Source organism: Streptomyces sp. CGMCC 4.7035, assembly GCF_031583065.1.
Lineage (GTDB): Bacteria > Actinomycetota > Actinomycetes > Streptomycetales > Streptomycetaceae > Streptomyces > Streptomyces yaanensis.
In genome coordinates this window covers 155328-171875 of sequence record NZ_CP134053.1, presented here as the reverse complement: position 1 = coordinate 171875, position 16548 = coordinate 155328, and the positions used below count along the sequence as shown (strand labels likewise).

Here is a 16548-nt window from a genome sequence, read left to right as displayed (position 1 = left end):
GACGGTTGTGGCTGTGGCGACGAGGAGGAACGTTACGGCGTCGGCGGTTGGTCACGTCAGGGTGCCTTGGTTCACTTCACGGGCTTGTGGGACGAGCCGACGGCGCGGCCCTTCGGGGTGGCGCTGGGGGCAGCGGCGTGGGTGGCGACCGGGGCCGGAGCCGGGGACGTGGTGCTGGTGGGCCCGGACGCGGACGCCGCCGCGGGGCGGGCGGCGGCTGTCGTGCGATCGGTGGGGCGGGAGGTCTTCTGCGCGGCGGCGGAGGTCGCGCTCCCTGCGGATGGGCCGGCGCCGGGGGAGGATTCGTGCGCGGCCGCGTGGGGCGCGGTCGGGTGGTGCGTGGGAGCCGACTGCGGGACGAGCGGTGCGCTGAGGGTGGGGCCGCCCAGCATGGCGCTGATCAGCAGGGCGACGTAGCCCCCGGCGGGGATCACCAGCAGCCGGGCGGCGCGCAGGACACGGCGCTGGCGTCGCCCCGAGGAATCGACGAAGACCGGCCGCACCGACTCACTCTCCGGCGTGTCCGGGCCTGGAACCGGACGGCCGGGCGGGTCGAGTTCCGAGGACGGCACGGTGAGGACGTCGCCATGGGGCGCGTCCCACGCCGTCGTGGCGTGGTCCGGCCAGGTCGCGTGGAACTGCGTCCCGGTGGTGGGGACGGCCGTCCCCACCGCATACGTCTCACCGCTCGGGTGCGTCCCCTGCGCGAGTTGTGCCGGGTCCCAGGCAGTCGTGGTCGTATCGAGGGTGGCGCTGCCGCCCTGCTCGTAGACGTAGGCATGCGCGTACCCGACGCCGCCGTACGGATCCTCGCCGTACGCTCCGCCGTTTTCGTCCGTCCACTGCACGAGTCGTGTCCCCTGTCCTGACCGACCGACGCGGTCGTCCGCATGGAAAGAGCGAACTCGGCCGAAAGTGTTACACCTCGGCCTCACAGCACGGAACAAGTCGATCGAAAGAGGAGGAGTCGGACAAGATGCGCCACTGATCCTCGGCGGGGCGGACACGCGACGTGTCTGTCGGCGCGTCCACCGGCCGGGGATTCCCGGCCCGCACCTTCGCATGCCTCAGGCCGGCAGCCACTTCACCACCGCGTCCCCGTACTCCGCCGTCTGTGCGTAGAACGCCGTCAGCTCCCGGTGCACCGCAGCGAATGCGCCCCGTGTCTCGGGCTCCGCGCTCACGCCACCGTAGTGCGGCAGCAGTCCGTCGCGGGCGAAAGCCCACAGTGCGTCGAAGTCGGCCAGCATCAGGAACCTGGCCACCCGGTGGGCCTGGGCCGCTGTCAGCACCAGGAACGGCGGCTTGTGCCGGTCGGGGTGGTACACCGGCCGGCCACCCAGCACCACCTGGGCCTGGGGTCGGCCCTCGACCGGGTGCGAAGAAGCGTCGGCATAGAGGCGCTCCTGGTCCAGATAACGCTTGTCCAGCACCTCCTCGCGGTGCCGGCCGACCCGGTACCGGACGGCCTCCCAGTCATCCTCGAACAGTCGTTCAAGCCAGTTCACGCTGTTGCGCAGCGCCGGGGGCGGCACCGCTCGCAAATGGAAGTACGTGTTCATCGCCAAAGGAGCGCACAGGGGCGCCGAAGCATCACTCGCCCTGCGTCGACCACGATCGACGACCTGTTTGCTGTGCCGCGACGCGACGGAGGAAAACCCCCGAACCAGGATCGGCGGCCCCGGTGAGGTCCATGATCCGTGCCTGACCGTCCGCTGTCGGTGCGAGGCGTGTGGGGGGCGGCCGAAACCCCGTGCAGTAGGCGGGGTCCCGGCCGCCCCATCCCTCTCCGTGCCCCTCACGGGGGGAGTCAAAAGGGGCACGGAGAGAGGTCCGGGGAGTGGTGGGTCGGGGTTCCGACATCCGGCCGGGGGTGTCCTTGACCTGTCCGGCGCGGACTCGGCACTGATGCAGCGCGCGGTCGGCGCGAAACGTCACCCGGCCGGGACGGCGCCGGTCGCTCACCACCGTCCGCGCACCGCAATCCACGGGGCGTCGACCTGCCGCGCCGCCCGGTCCGGCGGAGGCGCATATCCCCGACGCGGCACGGCTGTTGGAGCTGCCGCGCCGGCGGCCGCGCGGTAGAGGCACCGGTGACGACGTAAAGGTCGCCTGGTGTGTTGTGACACTTCTGTGAGGACGGACGCTGGTCACCATGGGGCCGTCGATGCGACTGGAGCGTGTCGGACGGCACGGACTCACCATGAACCCGGTACCGGTACGAACGAGGGCAGTCTTGGGCCACGGACGACAACCCCGGCGCGTACAGGCGTACGACGGGGAATTGGGTGCGGCAGTCGCGCGGGCCCAGGACGGGGACGAGACCGCCTTCACGATCGCCTACCGGATCGTGCAACCGGGCCTGCTCGGCTATCTGCGCGGCTTTGTCGGCGACGACGCGGAGGACGTGGCGTCCGACGCCTGGCTGGAGATCGCCCGTGACATCGGACGGTTCAAGGGAGACGGGGCCGGTTTCCGCGGCTGGACGGCGGCCATTGCCCGGCACCGGGCACTGGACCATCTGCGTCGCCAACGCGTGCGGCCCCGGTCAGGGGCGCTCGAACAGGACGTACTGGACCTGCCCGGCTCGCACAGCACCCATGACCAGGCCCTGGAGTCCCTCTCCACCGCGCGCGCCCTGGAACTGGTCCGCGAGCTGCCGCGGGACCAGGCCGAGGCCGTGCTGCTGCGCGTCGTCGTCGGCCTCGACGGCCCCGCCGCCGCGCGCGTCCTCGGCAAGCGTCCCGGCGCGGTGCGCACCGCCGCGCACCGGGGCCTGAAACGCCTCGCCCGCCGGCTGGGCGTCGAAGGCGCGGCGGACGAAGGTGTGACGGATGAGGCCTCCCGGACGCTGGGGGAGTCGAAATGAACGACGACGGCGGCAGGGGGCCGGCGGACAGGCACCAGGGCCCGGTACGCCGAATGAAACGAACAGGTCGGACAGGAGCGGAAGCGGACATGGGTGAACAGCTGAGCGGCGACGGAGTTTCCGGCCGTCGACGTGGGCACCCTGGCGACGCCGTGTCCGACCCGTGGAACGTGCGTGAGACCGCCGCACTGGAGACGGTGCTGGCCGCCGTCATACGTGGAGGCGATCTCGACCCGGAGGCGGAGCAGCGGGCCGTGGCCGCCTTCCGGGCCGCCCGCCACGCGGGCGTGCACCGGGCACGTACCCGGCGCCGGGACGACTGGCGGCTGCGCGCGGAGCGGCGTGCCGGGCGGCCGGTGAAAATGACGTTCGGCGTGGTGTTCGCGAGCCTCGCCCTGGGTGGCGTCGCGGTCGCGGCCATCGGCTCGGTCGGCTCGTCCGCGGACGGTGCCGACCGGGGAACCGCGCACCCGTCGGCGGCCGCCCCGGATCGGCGGGGCGGCGAGGCCTCGTCGGAGCCCTCCGGGGGCCTCGGGCCGACGGACGGCTCGGCCACCGCCCAGGACACCGAGGCCCGCTGTCGCGCCTACGACCAGGTCAAGAACCGCGGCAAGGCGCTCGACGCGACGGCCTGGCAGCGGCTCGTCGCGGCCGCGGGCGGGACGGACAAGGTCGCCGCGTACTGCTCCGAGCAGCTGGCGCGGGCGACAGCCGCGCCGAACAGGCCGGGCGACACGGGCAAACCCGTCGAGGGCGCCGCCGACGCCGGCAAGGGCACGGCGGGAAACACCGGAACCTCCGGCAACGGCACTTCCGGCAACGGCACTTCCGGGAACGATCCCGGCAGCGCGGACAACGCGACCGGAAACGGCCAGGCAAGCGGCGGCAAGGGGAGCGGGAAACACAAGTAGCCCTGCGCCCGTCGGCCACCGGGCCGTTCGCCGTTCGGGGTGTGGCCGTCTCGTCCACCCGTCTGCGGCCGGTTCGACCGGTCGCCGAAGGGGCCGCGGGTCGAGCGGGACAGGTGCGGCCGCCCGGGACGGTTTTCGTCCCGGGGACCGGGGTCAGCGCCAGGCGGAGTTGAGCTTGCGTCACTTTGCGTGAGACAGCCCTGGACCAGCTTGGCGAACTGAACGTCGTTGCCGCCGACCGTGATGCTGACGAGGTCGGTGTCGCTGCTGAGGGCGGACAGCTCACCGCGTGGCGGCCGGACGGCCCGCCCTCCATCCGTCCTTGAACTCCGTGGTGCTCAGGAACTGCTGGTGGGGGACGGGTCCGGGGTCGGGTCCTCTGCCGCCGCGCACGTCGCTCGATTGGCGGCCCGGCTGGCGTCGTCGTTGTACCAGGCGGTCGCAGCCCACTTCCGAGCATCGTCGAACTTGGTCTCGTCCTCCCAACGGATCTCACCGTCGTCGACGGACGACCTCCCCCTGGAGTCCGCGGCAAACGCCATGGGTGCAGACGCACCAGAGCCCCCGCCAGCACAGCCACACAGGATGCCAGGGCCAGGCCCGCGGCTCCGCGCCGACTCAGGAAGGGCTGCCGGGGCGGACCGTGAGGTAGGTCCACTTGCTCCACACGCTGCCGGTCTGTGCTCCCTTGGCCGGTGGCGTGTAGTGGGCGCGGACGCGGTAGTGGTCGTTGTTCGTGAAGAGCTTCAGAGCCCGGTCGTAGCCGTACCAGCCGTTGCCGTACAGGGGCACGCAACTCTGCGAGGTGACCTTGTGCCAGGCACCCGAGTAGTAGTGCTCCAGGTACACCGAGGTGCAGCCGCCGGGCTGACGGGGAGTGACCTGGATGGAGAAGCCCATGTCGACTTCGGACTTGTAGAAGACCTGGTAGGTGGTGGATCCGATGCGGATGGTCGAGAGCGGGTACTGCGTATCCGTCCGGACCGTCGGAGTGAGCGTCGCACCGGTGGTCACCGTGCGCGGCGCGTAGCGGTGGTCACCCCCGAAGGCCGCGCTGAAGACGGTGTTGCGGGTGATCTTGTAGTACGCGACGAGGTTCCCGTGCGCGTCGACCTTGCCGCTCTTGAGCTGCGTCCGCGACGTGCCCGCAGGCTGGGCGTACAGCGTGACGAGACGGGAGTTGTACGTGGTCCCGAGATGCGCGGTGACCTTGACGGCCGCGCCGGAGTGGTACGACTTGGCGTCGGTGGTCACACTCAGGCTCGGAGTGGTTCGGGACACCTGCACCTTCGCCGACGCCGTGACCGGGAGGTAGGACGTGCCACCGTCGTAGGTGAAGGCGTACGTGTTGGCGCCGCCGACCTGCGGGGTGTCGTGGAGGGCGAAGCTGCCGTCGGCGGCGACGGCGACGGTGCCCAGCGAGTAACCGGAGGGGTGCGCCAGGTCCGTCTTGACGACGTGGACCGCGCCGGTCGTCACATGTGCGTGCGGCCAGGTGAGACGGCCCGTGACGGTCATCGGTGCGGCACGGTCGCCGGCGGAGGGAGCGGTCAGCGTCATGGTGGGCGCGTACTTCGCGACGGGGATGTCGAAGGTCTGGCCGGCCGGGGCGTAGTGGCCGCTTCCGGAGTAGTCGACGTGGAAGCTCAGTGGGCCGGTGAGGGGAGCGGTGCCGGCGACGTAGTAGGAGCCGAAGAAGTCGGCCGACCCGTGCGCCGGGGTGCTCGTCGGGTTCGGGATGATCACGCCGTCCGGATCGGCGTCGTCGTAGCGCGTGATCCGTACGGTGCCCGGCATCATGGATTCCCCCGCACTGAGGCTGAGGGACGAATCGAAGCCCGCCCGGAACGAATAGGCCTCACCGGGGGCAAGCGGGGTGGTGGTCGAGCTTCCGTGGAGACGGACCGGCGCGGTTTCCGGGTCACGAACTGTCCGGAGCATCGGTGTTCCCCCGGAGGCGTCCACGCTCACGGCGTAGAGCCGGTTGCCGTCGGGCGCCCAGGCGAGGCCGTGGGCGGCCAGGGGGCGCGGATAGCCGTAGTCCTGCTCGCTGTAGAGGCCCTCGCCCGTTTCCGGAAATGCCTGGAACCCGTAGGGGCCCGCGCCGCCGGCCACGGTGCCGTCCGGGGCCACGGCGACAGCACTGGCGCCCACCGGCATGGCGAATCGCCCGTCCACCTCCAGATCCGAGGTGCGGTACCGATGGTCGCTCGCGCGCTCCCAGGACGAGACCGCCAGATGCTGCCCGTCCGCCGTGACCGCGAAGTCGGTCAGGTCGGGGACGGGCAGCGCCTTCGCGGCCTGCCGGGTCAGCGCACCGCCCTCGGCCCGGTACGTGACGAAGGCGGAGGTGTCGCCCGTCTGCACGGCGGCCGCGAGTACGCCGGAGGGCGTCGGGGTCGTCGCCAGCACGGGCCGCGCCGCCCAACTGCCGGAATCCTGCCGCAAGCTGACCGTACCGGCCCTGTCGACGGACCCGATACCGCCGGCGCCCGCCGTGCCGTACCCGAACCAGAGGGTGCCCCCGGCGACGGCCAGCGAGTCCGGACGGGTGTCCGCGCCCGTGCCGTAACGAGCCGACTCGGTCAGGTTGTCCGTGCTGATCGCCGCGATCGCGTCCTGGTCCGGGAGAGCCGCGTACAGCGCGGATCCGTCGTCGGAGAGGGCGAGACCGGTGGCGCCCGGCTCACCACTGATCGTCGTCGGGTTCCCGCCGTCGAGGTCGGTGACGAGAATGCCGTCGGTGCCGGCGCCACCGCTGATGAACAGGTGTCCGTGCGCAGCGTCCACGACCAGGTGGGCGAAGTGCGCGATCGGCAGCGGCACGTCCGACGCCGCGTACGAGTCGGCCGCGCCAGGACCGATGACAGTCGTCAGTCCCAGGAGCAGTGCTGCGGCGGTTGACGCCGAGAATCGCGCCAGCTTCATGAAAGGCCCCCCACACACAACCTTCACGATCAAGGGGCGCAACCTAGCACGGGGAAGGCCGGGCCCCTACGGCGGGTCAGGCTTTGCGCGGTGGTCCGGCACCTCGCCACCGGGGACGCGCGCGCCCGGTGCCGCCGCGAACAACATAGGACAACAGTTCGGCAATGAACCATTGGTTGACTGCATTCGGGACGGCTCGTGACACGAGCCGCCCCGTCCTCCCGGCAACTGCGGCACGCCGCGCTCGCCCGCGAGCTGGCGGCTCGGGACGACGCCGACCCGGAACGCCTGGCCCGGCATCCGCGCGCGGCGGGCCCCATGGCCCCAGCCACGGCTTCCGCCCCGAGCCGCCGTCCGGCCCTGGGACAAGGCGGCCGCTGAATCTCCGGGGGGCTACAGGTAGTCCTCCAGGCGGGCGACAGTGAAGCCCTGTTCCTGGATATGACGCAGCAGGTTCGCCGTCATCTCGGTCATCGTCGTGCCCTTGAGCTCGGACGGCCCGCGGAAATGGGCCAGGACGATGTCGCCCGGGTGGAGCTTCTTGTCGCCGCGCTGGTACTGCATGTTCGAGATCTGCATGGACTCGCGCCAAAGGACGATCGTCTCGATACCGCAGGCCGCCACGGCGGCCCGGGTGTTCTCGTTCCAGTTGCCGTAGGGCGGACGGAACAGCCGTGGCGTGGTGCCGTACTGATCCTTCAGCTTCTTCTGCTGGCCGCAGATCTCCTGCTTCTGGGCGGCCGCGCCCAGGGTGCGGAGGTTCGGATGAGTCAGCGTGTGGTTCTGGACGCCGTCGCCGAGTCGCTGGAGCTTCTTGAAGTAGCCGTAGTCGGTACGGATGGCGGAGTCCGTCAGGAACATCGTGAACGGGATCTTCAGCTCCCGCATCATCGTCACGAACTTCGGGTCCTTCTCGGCCCCGTCGTCGAACGTGAGAAAAACGATCTTCTGCTTGGTGGGTATCTCGCTGATCACCGGCACCCGGCCCCCGGCCGCCGGGCCCCCCGCCGGCTTGGTGGCGGGCGGGGCGGGCGGAGCGGCCAGCGGCTTGAGGCCCCACTTGCGATAGGCGGCCTCGGCGCCCGCCCGCGCACTCGCGTCGCCACGGGGAGGCCGGGTGGTCGGTACCGAGCGGTGCGCCGTGGTGGGACGGGAGTCCGGGGAGTCCGCCGAGGTTTCGGCCGTGCAGCCCGTCGCGAGAAGGAGGCAGGCCAACACGGCCCCGCTGATCCGCCTGTTCACCGTGTGTTCCACCCCAAGTCGTGCACTACGCCGCAGCCTGTCCGACCTGCTTGATGGCGAACGGATGTCCGAGGTTCCGCTCCGGACGACGGAGGGCGCCGAACGCCGGTCACAGCTGACCGGGACAAGGCCCCCGGTCAGCTGTGACCGGGGGCCTCGCTCGATCGGTGTTCTCAGCGGGTGACGGGCGTGGCTCCGGTACCGACGCCCGACTCCTCCGCGGTGTTCCGCCCGGCCCCCTTCGGGACCAGCACCCTCTCCGCGAGGATCCCGAAGACCAGCCCGAAGGAGGTCCACAGAGTCGCCTGGATGGCCAGGGCGGCCAGGCGGAACTGCCAGAGCAGAGTGGCCGAGAAGTCCTTCGGCACTTCGTCGACGGCCGGCAGGAACGCATACGCCAGCCCGACGGCCAGGACGAAGAACCCTCCTGCGGCCACCGTCGCGTTCCAGTTGCCCCAGCGTGGTGCGAGGCGCTTGCCGAGCATCACCGTGGCCACGGCCAGCAGCACGCTGAGCAGCACCATCAGGAAGTACAGGGTGGTGCGCTTGCCGATGGTGCCGGGGTCGCCGACGGACGGAGGGTTGGCGGGGTACTTGAGGAACGGGACGACGTAGACGGCGATCAGGCCGGCCACCGCGAGGAGCAGCGCGCTCGCGCGCGGCCCGAAGCGGCCGATGCGGCCGAGCGCGAAGCAGTACGCGAGGGCGGCGATGCCGCCGAACGCGACCCCGTAGACGAGGACACCGGTGGCCAGGCCCCCGGTGGACTGCATCGTGCGGCTGACGACTTCCATGCCGTGTTCGTGGGAGTGCGCCTCCTCGTAGGCGATGGCCGCGTCGACGCGCGGCTCGCCGAGTAGGTAGGCGACGACGAGGGCGAGCAGACCCGCGGCGAGTCCCGCGAGCATGCCCCGCACCAGGAGATTGCGGACAGTGGCCGAGTTCATGGGCTCGTACGCTCCCTGACCGCCGTCAGTGGCAGGGGAAGCCGAGCAGGTGGCGGGCGTCGTGCACCCACTCGTGGACGTTCTCGCCGGACATCACGGATGTGGCGCCCTGTTCGGCGCCGACGAAGTAGAGCAGGACCAGCATCAGGATGCCGAAGAAGACCGCCCAGGGGACGATCGCGCCGATCGGCAACTTGGCGGGCACGGTGGTGGGGGTGGTGGTCGGCTGAGCGACGGACTGCGCCATGGCAGGACCTCCTGGGGAACTCGCGTCCCGTCTCGGTGGTGCACAGAACGACGGGCGCGGGTCTGACTTGCCTCCACACACCGGCGAGGTGCTGAAGGGGCTTACAGTGGCGCGACCGTGCCGGAATCCCACCGGCTTCCGCGATCCGTCGTCGATATCGCCGAGAAGGTACCGCGAGGCGGAGGTGCGGCCAAGGGCGCACGGGGGCAGGGCGGGCGCCTACGATGCGCCGCATGCTGTGAACTCGCTGTGACGGGCGGCTTGTTGGGCAGGAGGGTGGGCATATGACGAGCCGGGTGACGTTGATCTCACCTGCGACGAACGCCGCGCTGAGGGAGGCCCGCTTCGACGACGGGTGCTCGCTCGACGCGGCCGGAGCGGCCCGCGCCCGGTCGGCCGCGGGCGGGCTCCGGCCGGCCGGGCATGCGCTGGCCTCCCCCACCGTGCGCTGTGGTGAGACGGCGTCCGCGCTCGGCCTCGCCGCCGACACCGAAACGGCTCTGGCGGGCCTCGACATGGGCCGCTGGCGGGGCCGTACGCTCGGCGACGTCAGCGCCGACGAGCCGGAAGCCGTGGCCATGTGGCTGACGGATCCGACGGCCTCGCCGCACGGCGGGGAGTCGGTGCGCCGGCTGTGCGAGCGGGTCGGCGCCTGGCTCGACGCGGCGGCGGAGTTCGGGGGCCGGACGGTGGCCGTCGTCGAACCGGAGATCGTCCGAGCCGTGACGGTACGGGTGCTCGGAGCGCCGGAAGCGGCCTTCTGGCGGATCGACGTACCGCCGCTGACAGCAACCGAGTTCAGCGGCCGGGCCGGTCGCTGGAACCTCGTGCTGGGGGCGGCACTCGGTCGGGGCTGAGCCGACGCGCGGGCGGCGACGCCCACGCCGACCGCGAGCAGCGCGTCCGCCTCGTGCCGACCGGCGTCCAGGCCTGCGCCGTCGACCGTCGGCCGTCAGCCATCGGCCATCGGCCATCGGCCATCGGCCATCGGCTCCACCGTCACGTCGAACAAGGCGTCCGGCGCCACCGTGCGTACCGTGTCCGGCTCCGAGGCCCGCGGTCCACTGAAGCCGCCTGGGACGGCAAGGACTTTGCGGGCAGCGACCTCGCCCCGTGACGCCCGCTGCCGGGCCCGGCTCTCTCGGTCCGGGCCCGGCGGTTCCCGTGCCGGTGCCGGCGGTTCCCGTGCCGGTGCCGGCGATTCCCGTGCCGGTGCCGGCGTCTCGAAGACGAGCCCGTCACGTCAGCGGGGATCGTCAGGCGGCGAGGGTGCGGGCGGCGGCCTTGCCCTTGCCGAGCGCCTCTTCGTGGGCCTTGGCCTTGGACGCCTCGGCGAGCGGGATCAGCTCCGCCATGGCCGGGTTGGAGTGCGCCATGGTGAGCTCGGGGACGATGAAGTCGACCTCCATGCCGAGCATCGTGGTGAGGACCGCCTCCAGGTAGTTCTGGACGTAGTCGTAGCCCTCGCGCGGGGTGCCGGGGCCGTAGGCGCCGCCGCGGCTGGCCACGATGTAGACGGGGGTGCCCTTGACCCGTGACTCCTCGACGAGTGCGGTACGCCCCACGAGGATCACCTGGTCGAGCCACGCCTTGAGCGCGGACGGGATCGTCAGGTTGTACATCGGGGCGCCGATGAGCACCGCGTCGGCGCTCTCCAGCTCCTCGACCAGCTCCAGCCGCGGGGCGAAGGCCGCCGCCTGCTCAGGGGTGTGCCCGGCGGGGTCGGCGAAACCGGCGGACGCGGTCAGGGCGTCCAGGTGCGGCACCGGATCCGCGCCGAGGTCCCGGTAGATCACCGTGCCGTCGGGGTGCTGCTCCTCCCATGCCTTGCGGAAGGCGGCCGTGACCGCGCGGGAGGCGGAAGCGGACTCGGGCCACAGGGAGGAGTCAAGGTGCAGCAGCGTTGCCATGAGCGGTCTCCAGAAAGCAAGCGTGTAGGGGGCGACAGGAAGGCCCTGCCATTTCGTGCGTAGCTATTGATAACACAGGTACTTACTTTTTTTCAGCAACGATGGGGGTCGCAGTAGACTGGCGCCATGGCGGAATCGGGGGCAGAGCCCTGCAAGACGGTCGACGGCCCCATCACTCGCGTCTTCGCACTGCTCGGAAAGCGCTGGACGGGCCTGATCGTGGCGGTGCTGATGGAGCACCCGGTGCACTTCACCGACCTTCGCCGCGCCATCCCCGGCATCAGCGAGCGCATGCTCTCGGACCGGCTGACCGAGCTGGGCGCGGCGAACCTCGTCGTGCGCGAGGTGGACGAGGGCCCACCGCTCCGCGTCTCGTACCGGTTGACCGAGGCCGGTACGGCGCTGGAGCCCGCCCTCAAGGAACTGGCCGCCTGGGCGGAGCAGCACCTTCCGGCGGCGGCAGAGTGCGGCTTGCCGCCGTGTTCCGGCGAAGCGGCTGCCGCATCGTCCACCGGCTGAACAAGCAGGCATTCCGAGGGCTCCGGCCTCCCGTACAGGACTCCCGCCACAGCCAGGGCATCCCCCGCAGCAGTGAAGGTGCGACTTTCGGCAGTGTCCGGCGGTTCTCGGTCTTCCCTATGGTCGGGGTCGTGAGGCGACTGGTCAGGACGGAAATTCCCGGGTCGGGGCTGCCCTTGCTCGTGGCCGCGGCGGGCACCGCGGGACTGAGCGTGGTGAGCCTGTGGTGGCTCCCGGCAACGGTCTTCTTGTCGTGTGCGGCGGGGTGGCGACCGGGGCGGCTTCGCACGGCGGCTGTCGTGTGGTCGGGCGCGGCGGCGGTGGGCGTGGTGGCGGTGGGCGCGGTCCCGTCATGGATCACGCTCGGCGATCGCTTCGTGTCGGTGCTGGTGGGTGCGGCGGTAGTGCCGTGGTTCGCGGGCCGGTTCTGGCGACAGTCCCGCGCCCTGGTGCGGGCCGGATGGGAACGCGCCGAACACCTGGAGCGCGAGCAGCAACTGATCGCCGAGCAGGCCCGGCTGTGGGAACGGGCCCGTATCGCGCGGGACATGCACGACCAGCTCGGGCACGACCTCAGTCTGATCGCCCTGTCGGCGGGCGCGCTGAAGCTCGCGCCCGGTCTTCCCGAAGAGCAGCGGGCGGCCACCGGCGACATCCGGGCGAGGGCCGCCGCCGCGGTGGACCGCCTCGGTGAGGTGATCGGCATCCTCCGGGAGGGCGACGCGGCCCCCCATCCGGCCGGTGTCGAGAATCTGGTCGAGGACGCGTCCGCGGCCGGACTCCCGATCACGCTGCACACCGAGGGCGAGCCCGGCGTACTGTCCCCTGCGGCCGAGCGCGCCGTCCACAGGGTTGTGCAGGAGTCACTGACCAACGCGGCGAAACACGCGCACGGCGCGGCGGTGACGGTGCGGATCCGGCACACGGCCGATGAGACCGAGGTACGCGTGGAGAACGGGCCCGCGCCCGCCGCCACCGGTGCCGCGCCGGGCGGCGGGCGGCGGGCGGGGGCTGATCGGGCTGCACGAACGTGTCCGGCTCACCGGGGGCTCGATGACGTACGGACCGTACGAGGGTGGCTTCGCGGTCGCCGCCCGGATTCCCCATGCACGCGAAGCCTCCCCGCCACAGGTCGCCGCCGTACCGCGCGACCGGGAGGAGGTGCCGCGGGAACACCGGCGCGCACGGCAGCGCGTGGGCCGCACCGCCCGCGCCGCCGTCTGGGTTTCGCTGGCCGCCGTCGTCCTGCTCGGCGCGGGGTTGCGGGGATGGGACCTGCTCCTGGTCCGGGAATCGGTACTGCCGCCCGAGGCCTACGCCCGCCTCCAGGTGGGACAGGACCGCGCGGAACTGATCTCGGTCCTCCCGTCACGGCAGACGCCTCACCGCCCGGCGGACGACTCACCGGCCGCCCCCGGCAGGCGATGCGAGTATTACGCGATGACCTCGAATCCCTTCGACGACGATTCCGGCGACGCCTACCGCCTGTGCTTCCGCGCGAACCGGCTGGTCTCCAAGCAGGTGAACTCCCCGTGATCCAGGTCCTGGTGGCCGACGACGAGCCCATGGTCCGCAAGGGTGTGCGGGCGGTGCTGTCCACCGCACCCGACCTCACCGTCGTCGCCGAGGCCGCCGACGGTCACGCAGCGGTGGAACTCGCGCGGCTCCACCGCCCCGACGTCGCCGTCCTGGACATCCGGATGCCGCGCGTGGACGGCCTGCGCGCCGCAGCGGAGATCCGCCGGACCCTCCCCACCACCGGCATCGTCATGCTGACGACGTTCGGCGAGGACGAGTACATCCTGCGAGCACTCGGCGACGGAGCCGCGGGCTTTCTGATCAAGTCCGGCGAGCCGGAGGAGTTGATCGCCGGGGTCCGTGCCGTGGCCGACGGCGCGGCCTATCTGTCACCCAAGGTCGCGGCCCGGGTGATCGCCCATCTCGCGGCCGGAGGCGCCGGCGCGCGGGCCGAACGACACGCCGCCGCCCGCTGCCGGGTCGAGACGCTCACGCCCCGGGAACGCCAAGTGCTGGCCTTCCTCGGTGCCGGACTGACGAACGGTCAGATCGCCCGCCGACTGCACCTGGTGGAGGGGACGGTCAAGGCACACGTCAGCTCCATCCTCACCCGCCTCGGCGTCGACAACCGCGCGGCCGCGGCCGTCGTCGCCCACGAGGCCGGGATCGTCCCGGCGTCCAGAACGGCCGAATAGCACCAGGGCAGCCCCGGTGGCGGACGGGGTCGCCATGAGCATCGTCGCGGTCACGACGGCGGCTCCGAGCGCCGCGCCGGCCACCACGTCGTGCGGGTAGTGGACACCTGCCGCCACCCGCGCCACCGCCACCGCCGCCCCCGTCGGCAACGCGACAACGGCTGTTCGAGGGCGCAGGACAGCCAGGCCGACGGCCAGACCGGCGGCCAGCGCGGCATGGTTGCTCGGGAAGGACCAGTCACCGGTTCCCGGACAGTCGGCCACCACCTCGACCCCGGGCACGGCACGGCAGGGCCGTTCCTCGTCCACCACCAGCTTCAGCGCCTCACTGGCCGCGTACGCGAGGACGGTGCCGGCGCCGGCCAGGACCACCCCGGCGACGGATCGGGCATCGCGACGGCGCACGCCCGTCCACCCTGCCCGGACCAGGAGCAGCCCGAGAACGACCAGCAGAACGTCGGCGACGGCGTCCAGCAGTGCCCCCGCCCACGACGGCGCGTCGGCCACCGCACCGTTCAACGCCCGGAACACCGCCACGGAGGCACCGCCCGTCACCCGCACCGGTCCGGCCTCGCCCAGCCCGCCCGGGTAGAGCAGAACCAGGACAACCCCTCCTGCGGCCAGCGCCACCAGCGACCCGAGAACGCGACGGCCGACGCCGTACTGAGACTTCGATTCCATGGGACCCGACGCTAGGAACGACGGCCCCCGGACACCCGAGTCGAACGGCCCTCTCCCACCCCCGACGATCGTCAGGCTTGACACCCGGTCAGCTCACCGGAATGTCATGCCACTCCCCTGTTGAGGAGAACGTACGGCAGCAGCACCGCGGGCAGAGTCAGCAGCCACGGTCGGAGCGGACGCCGGCGGCTGAGCGGGAGCAGCACATCGGCGAGCAGGACGAGCAGCAGCACGAACAGGCCGGTCACGACGAGGACGACCAGGATCGGCCCGCTGTGGTCGATGTCGTGGTAGCTGCACCCGTCCAGGTCGGGCCGTTCGATGTCTTCGAGCCCGCAGTGCCCGTACGCGGCATACCAGCGGGCGCACAACACCACGACGATCGCCGGGATGCCGATCAGCAGGTTCACCAGCAGCGGCACCCCGTACCGGCGGATCACCGTCTGTCCTTCCGGGCACGGAGCTCGGTCGCGTAGCCAGAACCGATGATGAGCAGCGCGGCGGACAGGGCGAGAGACGCGCTCGTCCAGTTCATCCACACGTAAGACGGATCACTGGAATACGTGGTGCCGTCGTCGCGGACGCAGTCGAAGCGGAGCGGCAGGTAGGAGGACCGGTGGTGGACGAGGTGCCGGACCGTCTCCGCGTCGAAGCCGTCGCGGCACGCGGGTGCCGGCACCGAGTCCGCGCCGTTGTTGAACTCCTGCTCGGACGCCAGGACAAGGAAGAATCCCAGGGAGTAGACGGATGCGGCCGCGGCGCCGGTCAGCCACGCGGCACGCTGCATCAGGTGCTCCGGCCAGGGCTGCGGGCGACCCGGAAGCGCCATCGCGATGACCCCGACCAGGGCGATCAGCGCTCCTATGGCACATAACGCGGAGATACCTAGACCCGCGAGCATCGCCTTCACCTGCTTCCGTGTCGGGCGGCCGAATTCAGCGGACCGCCCACCCCACCAGGGTCCCGACCGCCAGGGCTGTGACGGAAGCCACTCCTCCCGTCACAGCGGTGTCACAAGGGCCACGATGCGGTCCACCACTCGGAGTTGCGGGTGAGGTCAGGGGCGGCTTCCGGATGTGGGGACGGCCCTGGTGTCACTCGCCGACGGATCGACCCGCGCCGCGGTCGGTGTCACCGACGGTTCGCGGGTGGGGACTGCCGGTCTGTTCGGGGTGCGTGAGTTCTCGGTCCCTGGCGTTTGGGTGGGGCGGGGGGTGACGGGCACGGGCGGTTCCGACGGGGTGGGCGACGACGAGGTGCGAGGTGCCGACGGAGTGGGATACGGCGCATGGCCGCTCGCGGGTGGCGGGGCGAGAGGGGCCGCCGGGGGCGCGGGTGTCTCGGGGATCGCCAGGTGGAGCGGCAGCGCGACCAGGACCGCGACGGCGCAGGACAGGCCGACCCCGGCGGCGGCGCGGAGCAGTCGGCGGCGGGACGCGGCACGCCGGATCGCCTCGTAGCGGCCGGGAGGCGGGGCGAGGGGGGCGGAGGTGGGCCGCAGGATCACCGCGAGGGGATCGTCGGGGGCGAACTCCGGTTCGTCGTCAAAGCGTGGGGTCAAGGCTTCTCCTCAAGTGGACGCGGAGCAGTTCGCGGGCCGCGTGGAGGTCGGCCTTGACGGTTCCTTCCTTGCGCCCGGTCAGCACGGACACCTCCCGGATCGGCATGTCAGCGTAGTAGTGCAGAAGGATCGGGGTACGAAGTCGCTCCGGCAGCGACTGGACCAGCAGGCGTACCGACGGGTCCGCCTGTTCGGTGTGGGGGCGGACCGTGGCCTCGGTGGTGGCACGGTGCACGGCCCTGCGCTCGCGCTCCAGCTTGCGCCAGTGGTCCCGCACGAGGTTGGCCGCGGTCACGTAGAGGAAGCCGCGCGGCTCCTCCACGGACGTCCAGCGGGCCCAGAGCCGGGTGAACGCCTCGGAGGCGATCTCGTGGGCCGTCTCGTCGTCGTCGACGAGACGGCGGCACCACCCGGCGAGGCGCGGGTAGAGGGCGGCGAACAGCTCGGACGCTGCCTTGTCGCGGGACCGTTTCAACGCTCTCCAGGGTCGTGACGCGCCTCGTAGGGCACTTGTGGGGGA

The 16548-nt window shown here is 71.6% G+C and carries 18 protein-coding genes, 2 pseudogenes and 1 riboswitch; of the genes and pseudogenes, 8 read left to right on the top strand and 12 right to left on the bottom strand.

All coding sequences use genetic code 11. From position 1 onward, the window contains the following. Positions 1-71 precede the first annotated feature (71 nt). Both Q2K21_RS00745 and Q2K21_RS00740 read right to left on the bottom strand, forming a co-directional pair. Complete coding sequence (locus Q2K21_RS00745) at positions 72-848, bottom strand: hypothetical protein (protein WP_310763092.1); 777 nt, start codon at positions 846-848, stop codon at positions 72-74. Positions 849-1067: 219 nt separating this feature from the next. Further along, positions 1068-1562 (bottom strand): DUF1877 family protein, encoded by a 495-nt coding sequence (locus tag Q2K21_RS00740; RefSeq protein ID WP_310763091.1) that lies wholly within the window; start codon positions 1560-1562, stop codon positions 1068-1070. Between the two features lie 674 nt (positions 1563-2236). On the opposite strand from Q2K21_RS00740, the gene Q2K21_RS00735 reads away from it, so the two are divergent. Both Q2K21_RS00735 and Q2K21_RS00730 read left to right on the top strand, forming a co-directional pair. Further along, the gene (locus Q2K21_RS00735) at positions 2237-2869 is read left to right on the top strand and encodes an RNA polymerase sigma factor (RefSeq protein ID WP_310763090.1); all 633 of its coding nucleotides are present in this window, start codon (positions 2237-2239) and stop codon (positions 2867-2869) included. Between the two features lie 89 nt (positions 2870-2958). Continuing rightward, positions 2959-3780 carry a hypothetical protein gene (locus Q2K21_RS00730; protein WP_310763089.1) on the top strand — a complete coding sequence of 274 codons (822 nt, stop codon included), beginning with the start codon at positions 2959-2961 and terminating at the stop codon, positions 3778-3780. Between the two features lie 618 nt (positions 3781-4398). On the opposite strand, the gene Q2K21_RS00725 is transcribed toward Q2K21_RS00730, so the two are convergent. After that, positions 4399-6708 carry a hypothetical protein gene (locus Q2K21_RS00725; protein WP_310763088.1) on the bottom strand — a complete coding sequence of 770 codons (2310 nt, stop codon included), beginning with the start codon at positions 6706-6708 and terminating at the stop codon, positions 4399-4401. Between the two features lie 198 nt (positions 6709-6906). Here Q2K21_RS00725 and Q2K21_RS00720 point away from each other — a divergent pair, with 198 nt between their 5' ends. Continuing rightward, complete coding sequence (locus tag Q2K21_RS00720) at positions 6907-7089, top strand: hypothetical protein (protein ID WP_310763087.1); 183 nt, start codon at positions 6907-6909, stop codon at positions 7087-7089. A 12-nt stretch (positions 7090-7101) separates the two neighbouring features. Here the strand turns inward: Q2K21_RS00720 and Q2K21_RS00715 are convergent, their stop codons facing one another. From Q2K21_RS00715 to Q2K21_RS00705, 3 genes are all read right to left on the bottom strand, one after another. Next, on the bottom strand, positions 7102-7950 hold the full coding sequence (locus tag Q2K21_RS00715) for a polysaccharide deacetylase family protein (RefSeq protein WP_310763086.1): 849 nt from the start codon (positions 7948-7950) through the stop codon (positions 7102-7104). A gap of 173 nt (positions 7951-8123) precedes the next feature. Next, positions 8124-8897: a CbtA family protein gene (locus tag Q2K21_RS00710; RefSeq protein WP_310763085.1), complete on the bottom strand. Its 774-nt coding sequence runs from the start codon at positions 8895-8897 to the stop codon at positions 8124-8126. Between the two features lie 25 nt (positions 8898-8922). After that, positions 8923-9144, bottom strand: coding sequence for a CbtB domain-containing protein (locus tag Q2K21_RS00705; RefSeq protein WP_310763084.1), 222 nt, complete (start codon positions 9142-9144; stop codon positions 8923-8925). 36 nt (positions 9145-9180) lie between these two features. After that, positions 9181-9335, bottom strand: a riboswitch (cobalamin riboswitch). 93 nt (positions 9336-9428) lie between these two features. Here Q2K21_RS00705 and Q2K21_RS00700 point away from each other — a divergent pair. Further along, positions 9429-10001, top strand: a complete 573-nt coding sequence (locus Q2K21_RS00700; protein ID WP_310763083.1) for a histidine phosphatase family protein — start codon at positions 9429-9431, stop codon at positions 9999-10001. A 399-nt stretch (positions 10002-10400) separates the two neighbouring features. Here Q2K21_RS00700 and Q2K21_RS00695 read toward each other — a convergent pair whose 3' ends face one another. After that, positions 10401-11054: an FMN-dependent NADH-azoreductase gene (locus tag Q2K21_RS00695; RefSeq protein ID WP_310763082.1), complete on the bottom strand. Its 654-nt coding sequence runs from the start codon at positions 11052-11054 to the stop codon at positions 10401-10403. A gap of 126 nt (positions 11055-11180) precedes the next feature. Here Q2K21_RS00695 and Q2K21_RS00690 point away from each other — a divergent pair, with 126 nt between their 5' ends. The 4 genes and pseudogenes from Q2K21_RS00690 (at position 11181) to Q2K21_RS00675 (ending at position 13786) form a co-directional block, all read left to right on the top strand. Beyond that, positions 11181-11573, top strand: a complete 393-nt coding sequence (locus Q2K21_RS00690; RefSeq protein ID WP_310763081.1) for a winged helix-turn-helix transcriptional regulator — start codon at positions 11181-11183, stop codon at positions 11571-11573. Between the two features lie 119 nt (positions 11574-11692). Beyond that, positions 11693-12235 (top strand): annotated as a pseudogene (locus tag Q2K21_RS00685) (histidine kinase); the annotation flags it as partial. A 391-nt stretch (positions 12236-12626) separates the two neighbouring features. Beyond that, a complete protein-coding gene (locus Q2K21_RS00680) occupies positions 12627-13109 on the top strand; it encodes a hypothetical protein (protein WP_310781402.1) in 483 nt (160 codons plus the stop codon). Next, positions 13106-13786 (top strand): response regulator transcription factor, encoded by a 681-nt coding sequence (locus Q2K21_RS00675; protein WP_310780513.1) that lies wholly within the window; start codon positions 13106-13108, stop codon positions 13784-13786. The genes Q2K21_RS00680 and Q2K21_RS00675 overlap by 4 nt, the downstream gene beginning before the upstream one ends. On the opposite strand, the pseudogene Q2K21_RS00670 reads toward Q2K21_RS00675, so the two are convergent. The 5 genes and pseudogenes from Q2K21_RS00670 to Q2K21_RS00650 form a co-directional block, all read right to left on the bottom strand. Next, positions 13769-14467: pseudogene (locus Q2K21_RS00670) on the bottom strand (phosphatase PAP2 family protein); the annotation flags it as partial. The gene Q2K21_RS00675 and the pseudogene Q2K21_RS00670 overlap by 18 nt on opposite strands. A 104-nt stretch (positions 14468-14571) precedes the next feature. Beyond that, positions 14572-14907, bottom strand: coding sequence for a hypothetical protein (locus tag Q2K21_RS00665; protein WP_310763080.1), 336 nt, complete (start codon positions 14905-14907; stop codon positions 14572-14574). Beyond that, complete coding sequence (locus tag Q2K21_RS00660) at positions 14904-15368, bottom strand: hypothetical protein (RefSeq protein WP_310763079.1); 465 nt, start codon at positions 15366-15368, stop codon at positions 14904-14906. Before Q2K21_RS00660 ends, Q2K21_RS00665 begins: the two co-directional genes overlap by 4 nt. 156 nt (positions 15369-15524) lie before the next feature. Continuing rightward, a complete protein-coding gene (locus Q2K21_RS00655; RefSeq protein ID WP_310763078.1) occupies positions 15525-16028 on the bottom strand; it encodes a hypothetical protein in 504 nt (167 codons plus the stop codon). Further along, positions 16012-16503, bottom strand: coding sequence for an RNA polymerase sigma factor (locus tag Q2K21_RS00650; RefSeq protein ID WP_310763077.1), 492 nt, complete (start codon positions 16501-16503; stop codon positions 16012-16014). The genes Q2K21_RS00655 and Q2K21_RS00650 overlap by 17 nt, the downstream gene beginning before the upstream one ends. Between the last annotated feature and the right edge of the window lie 45 nt (positions 16504-16548).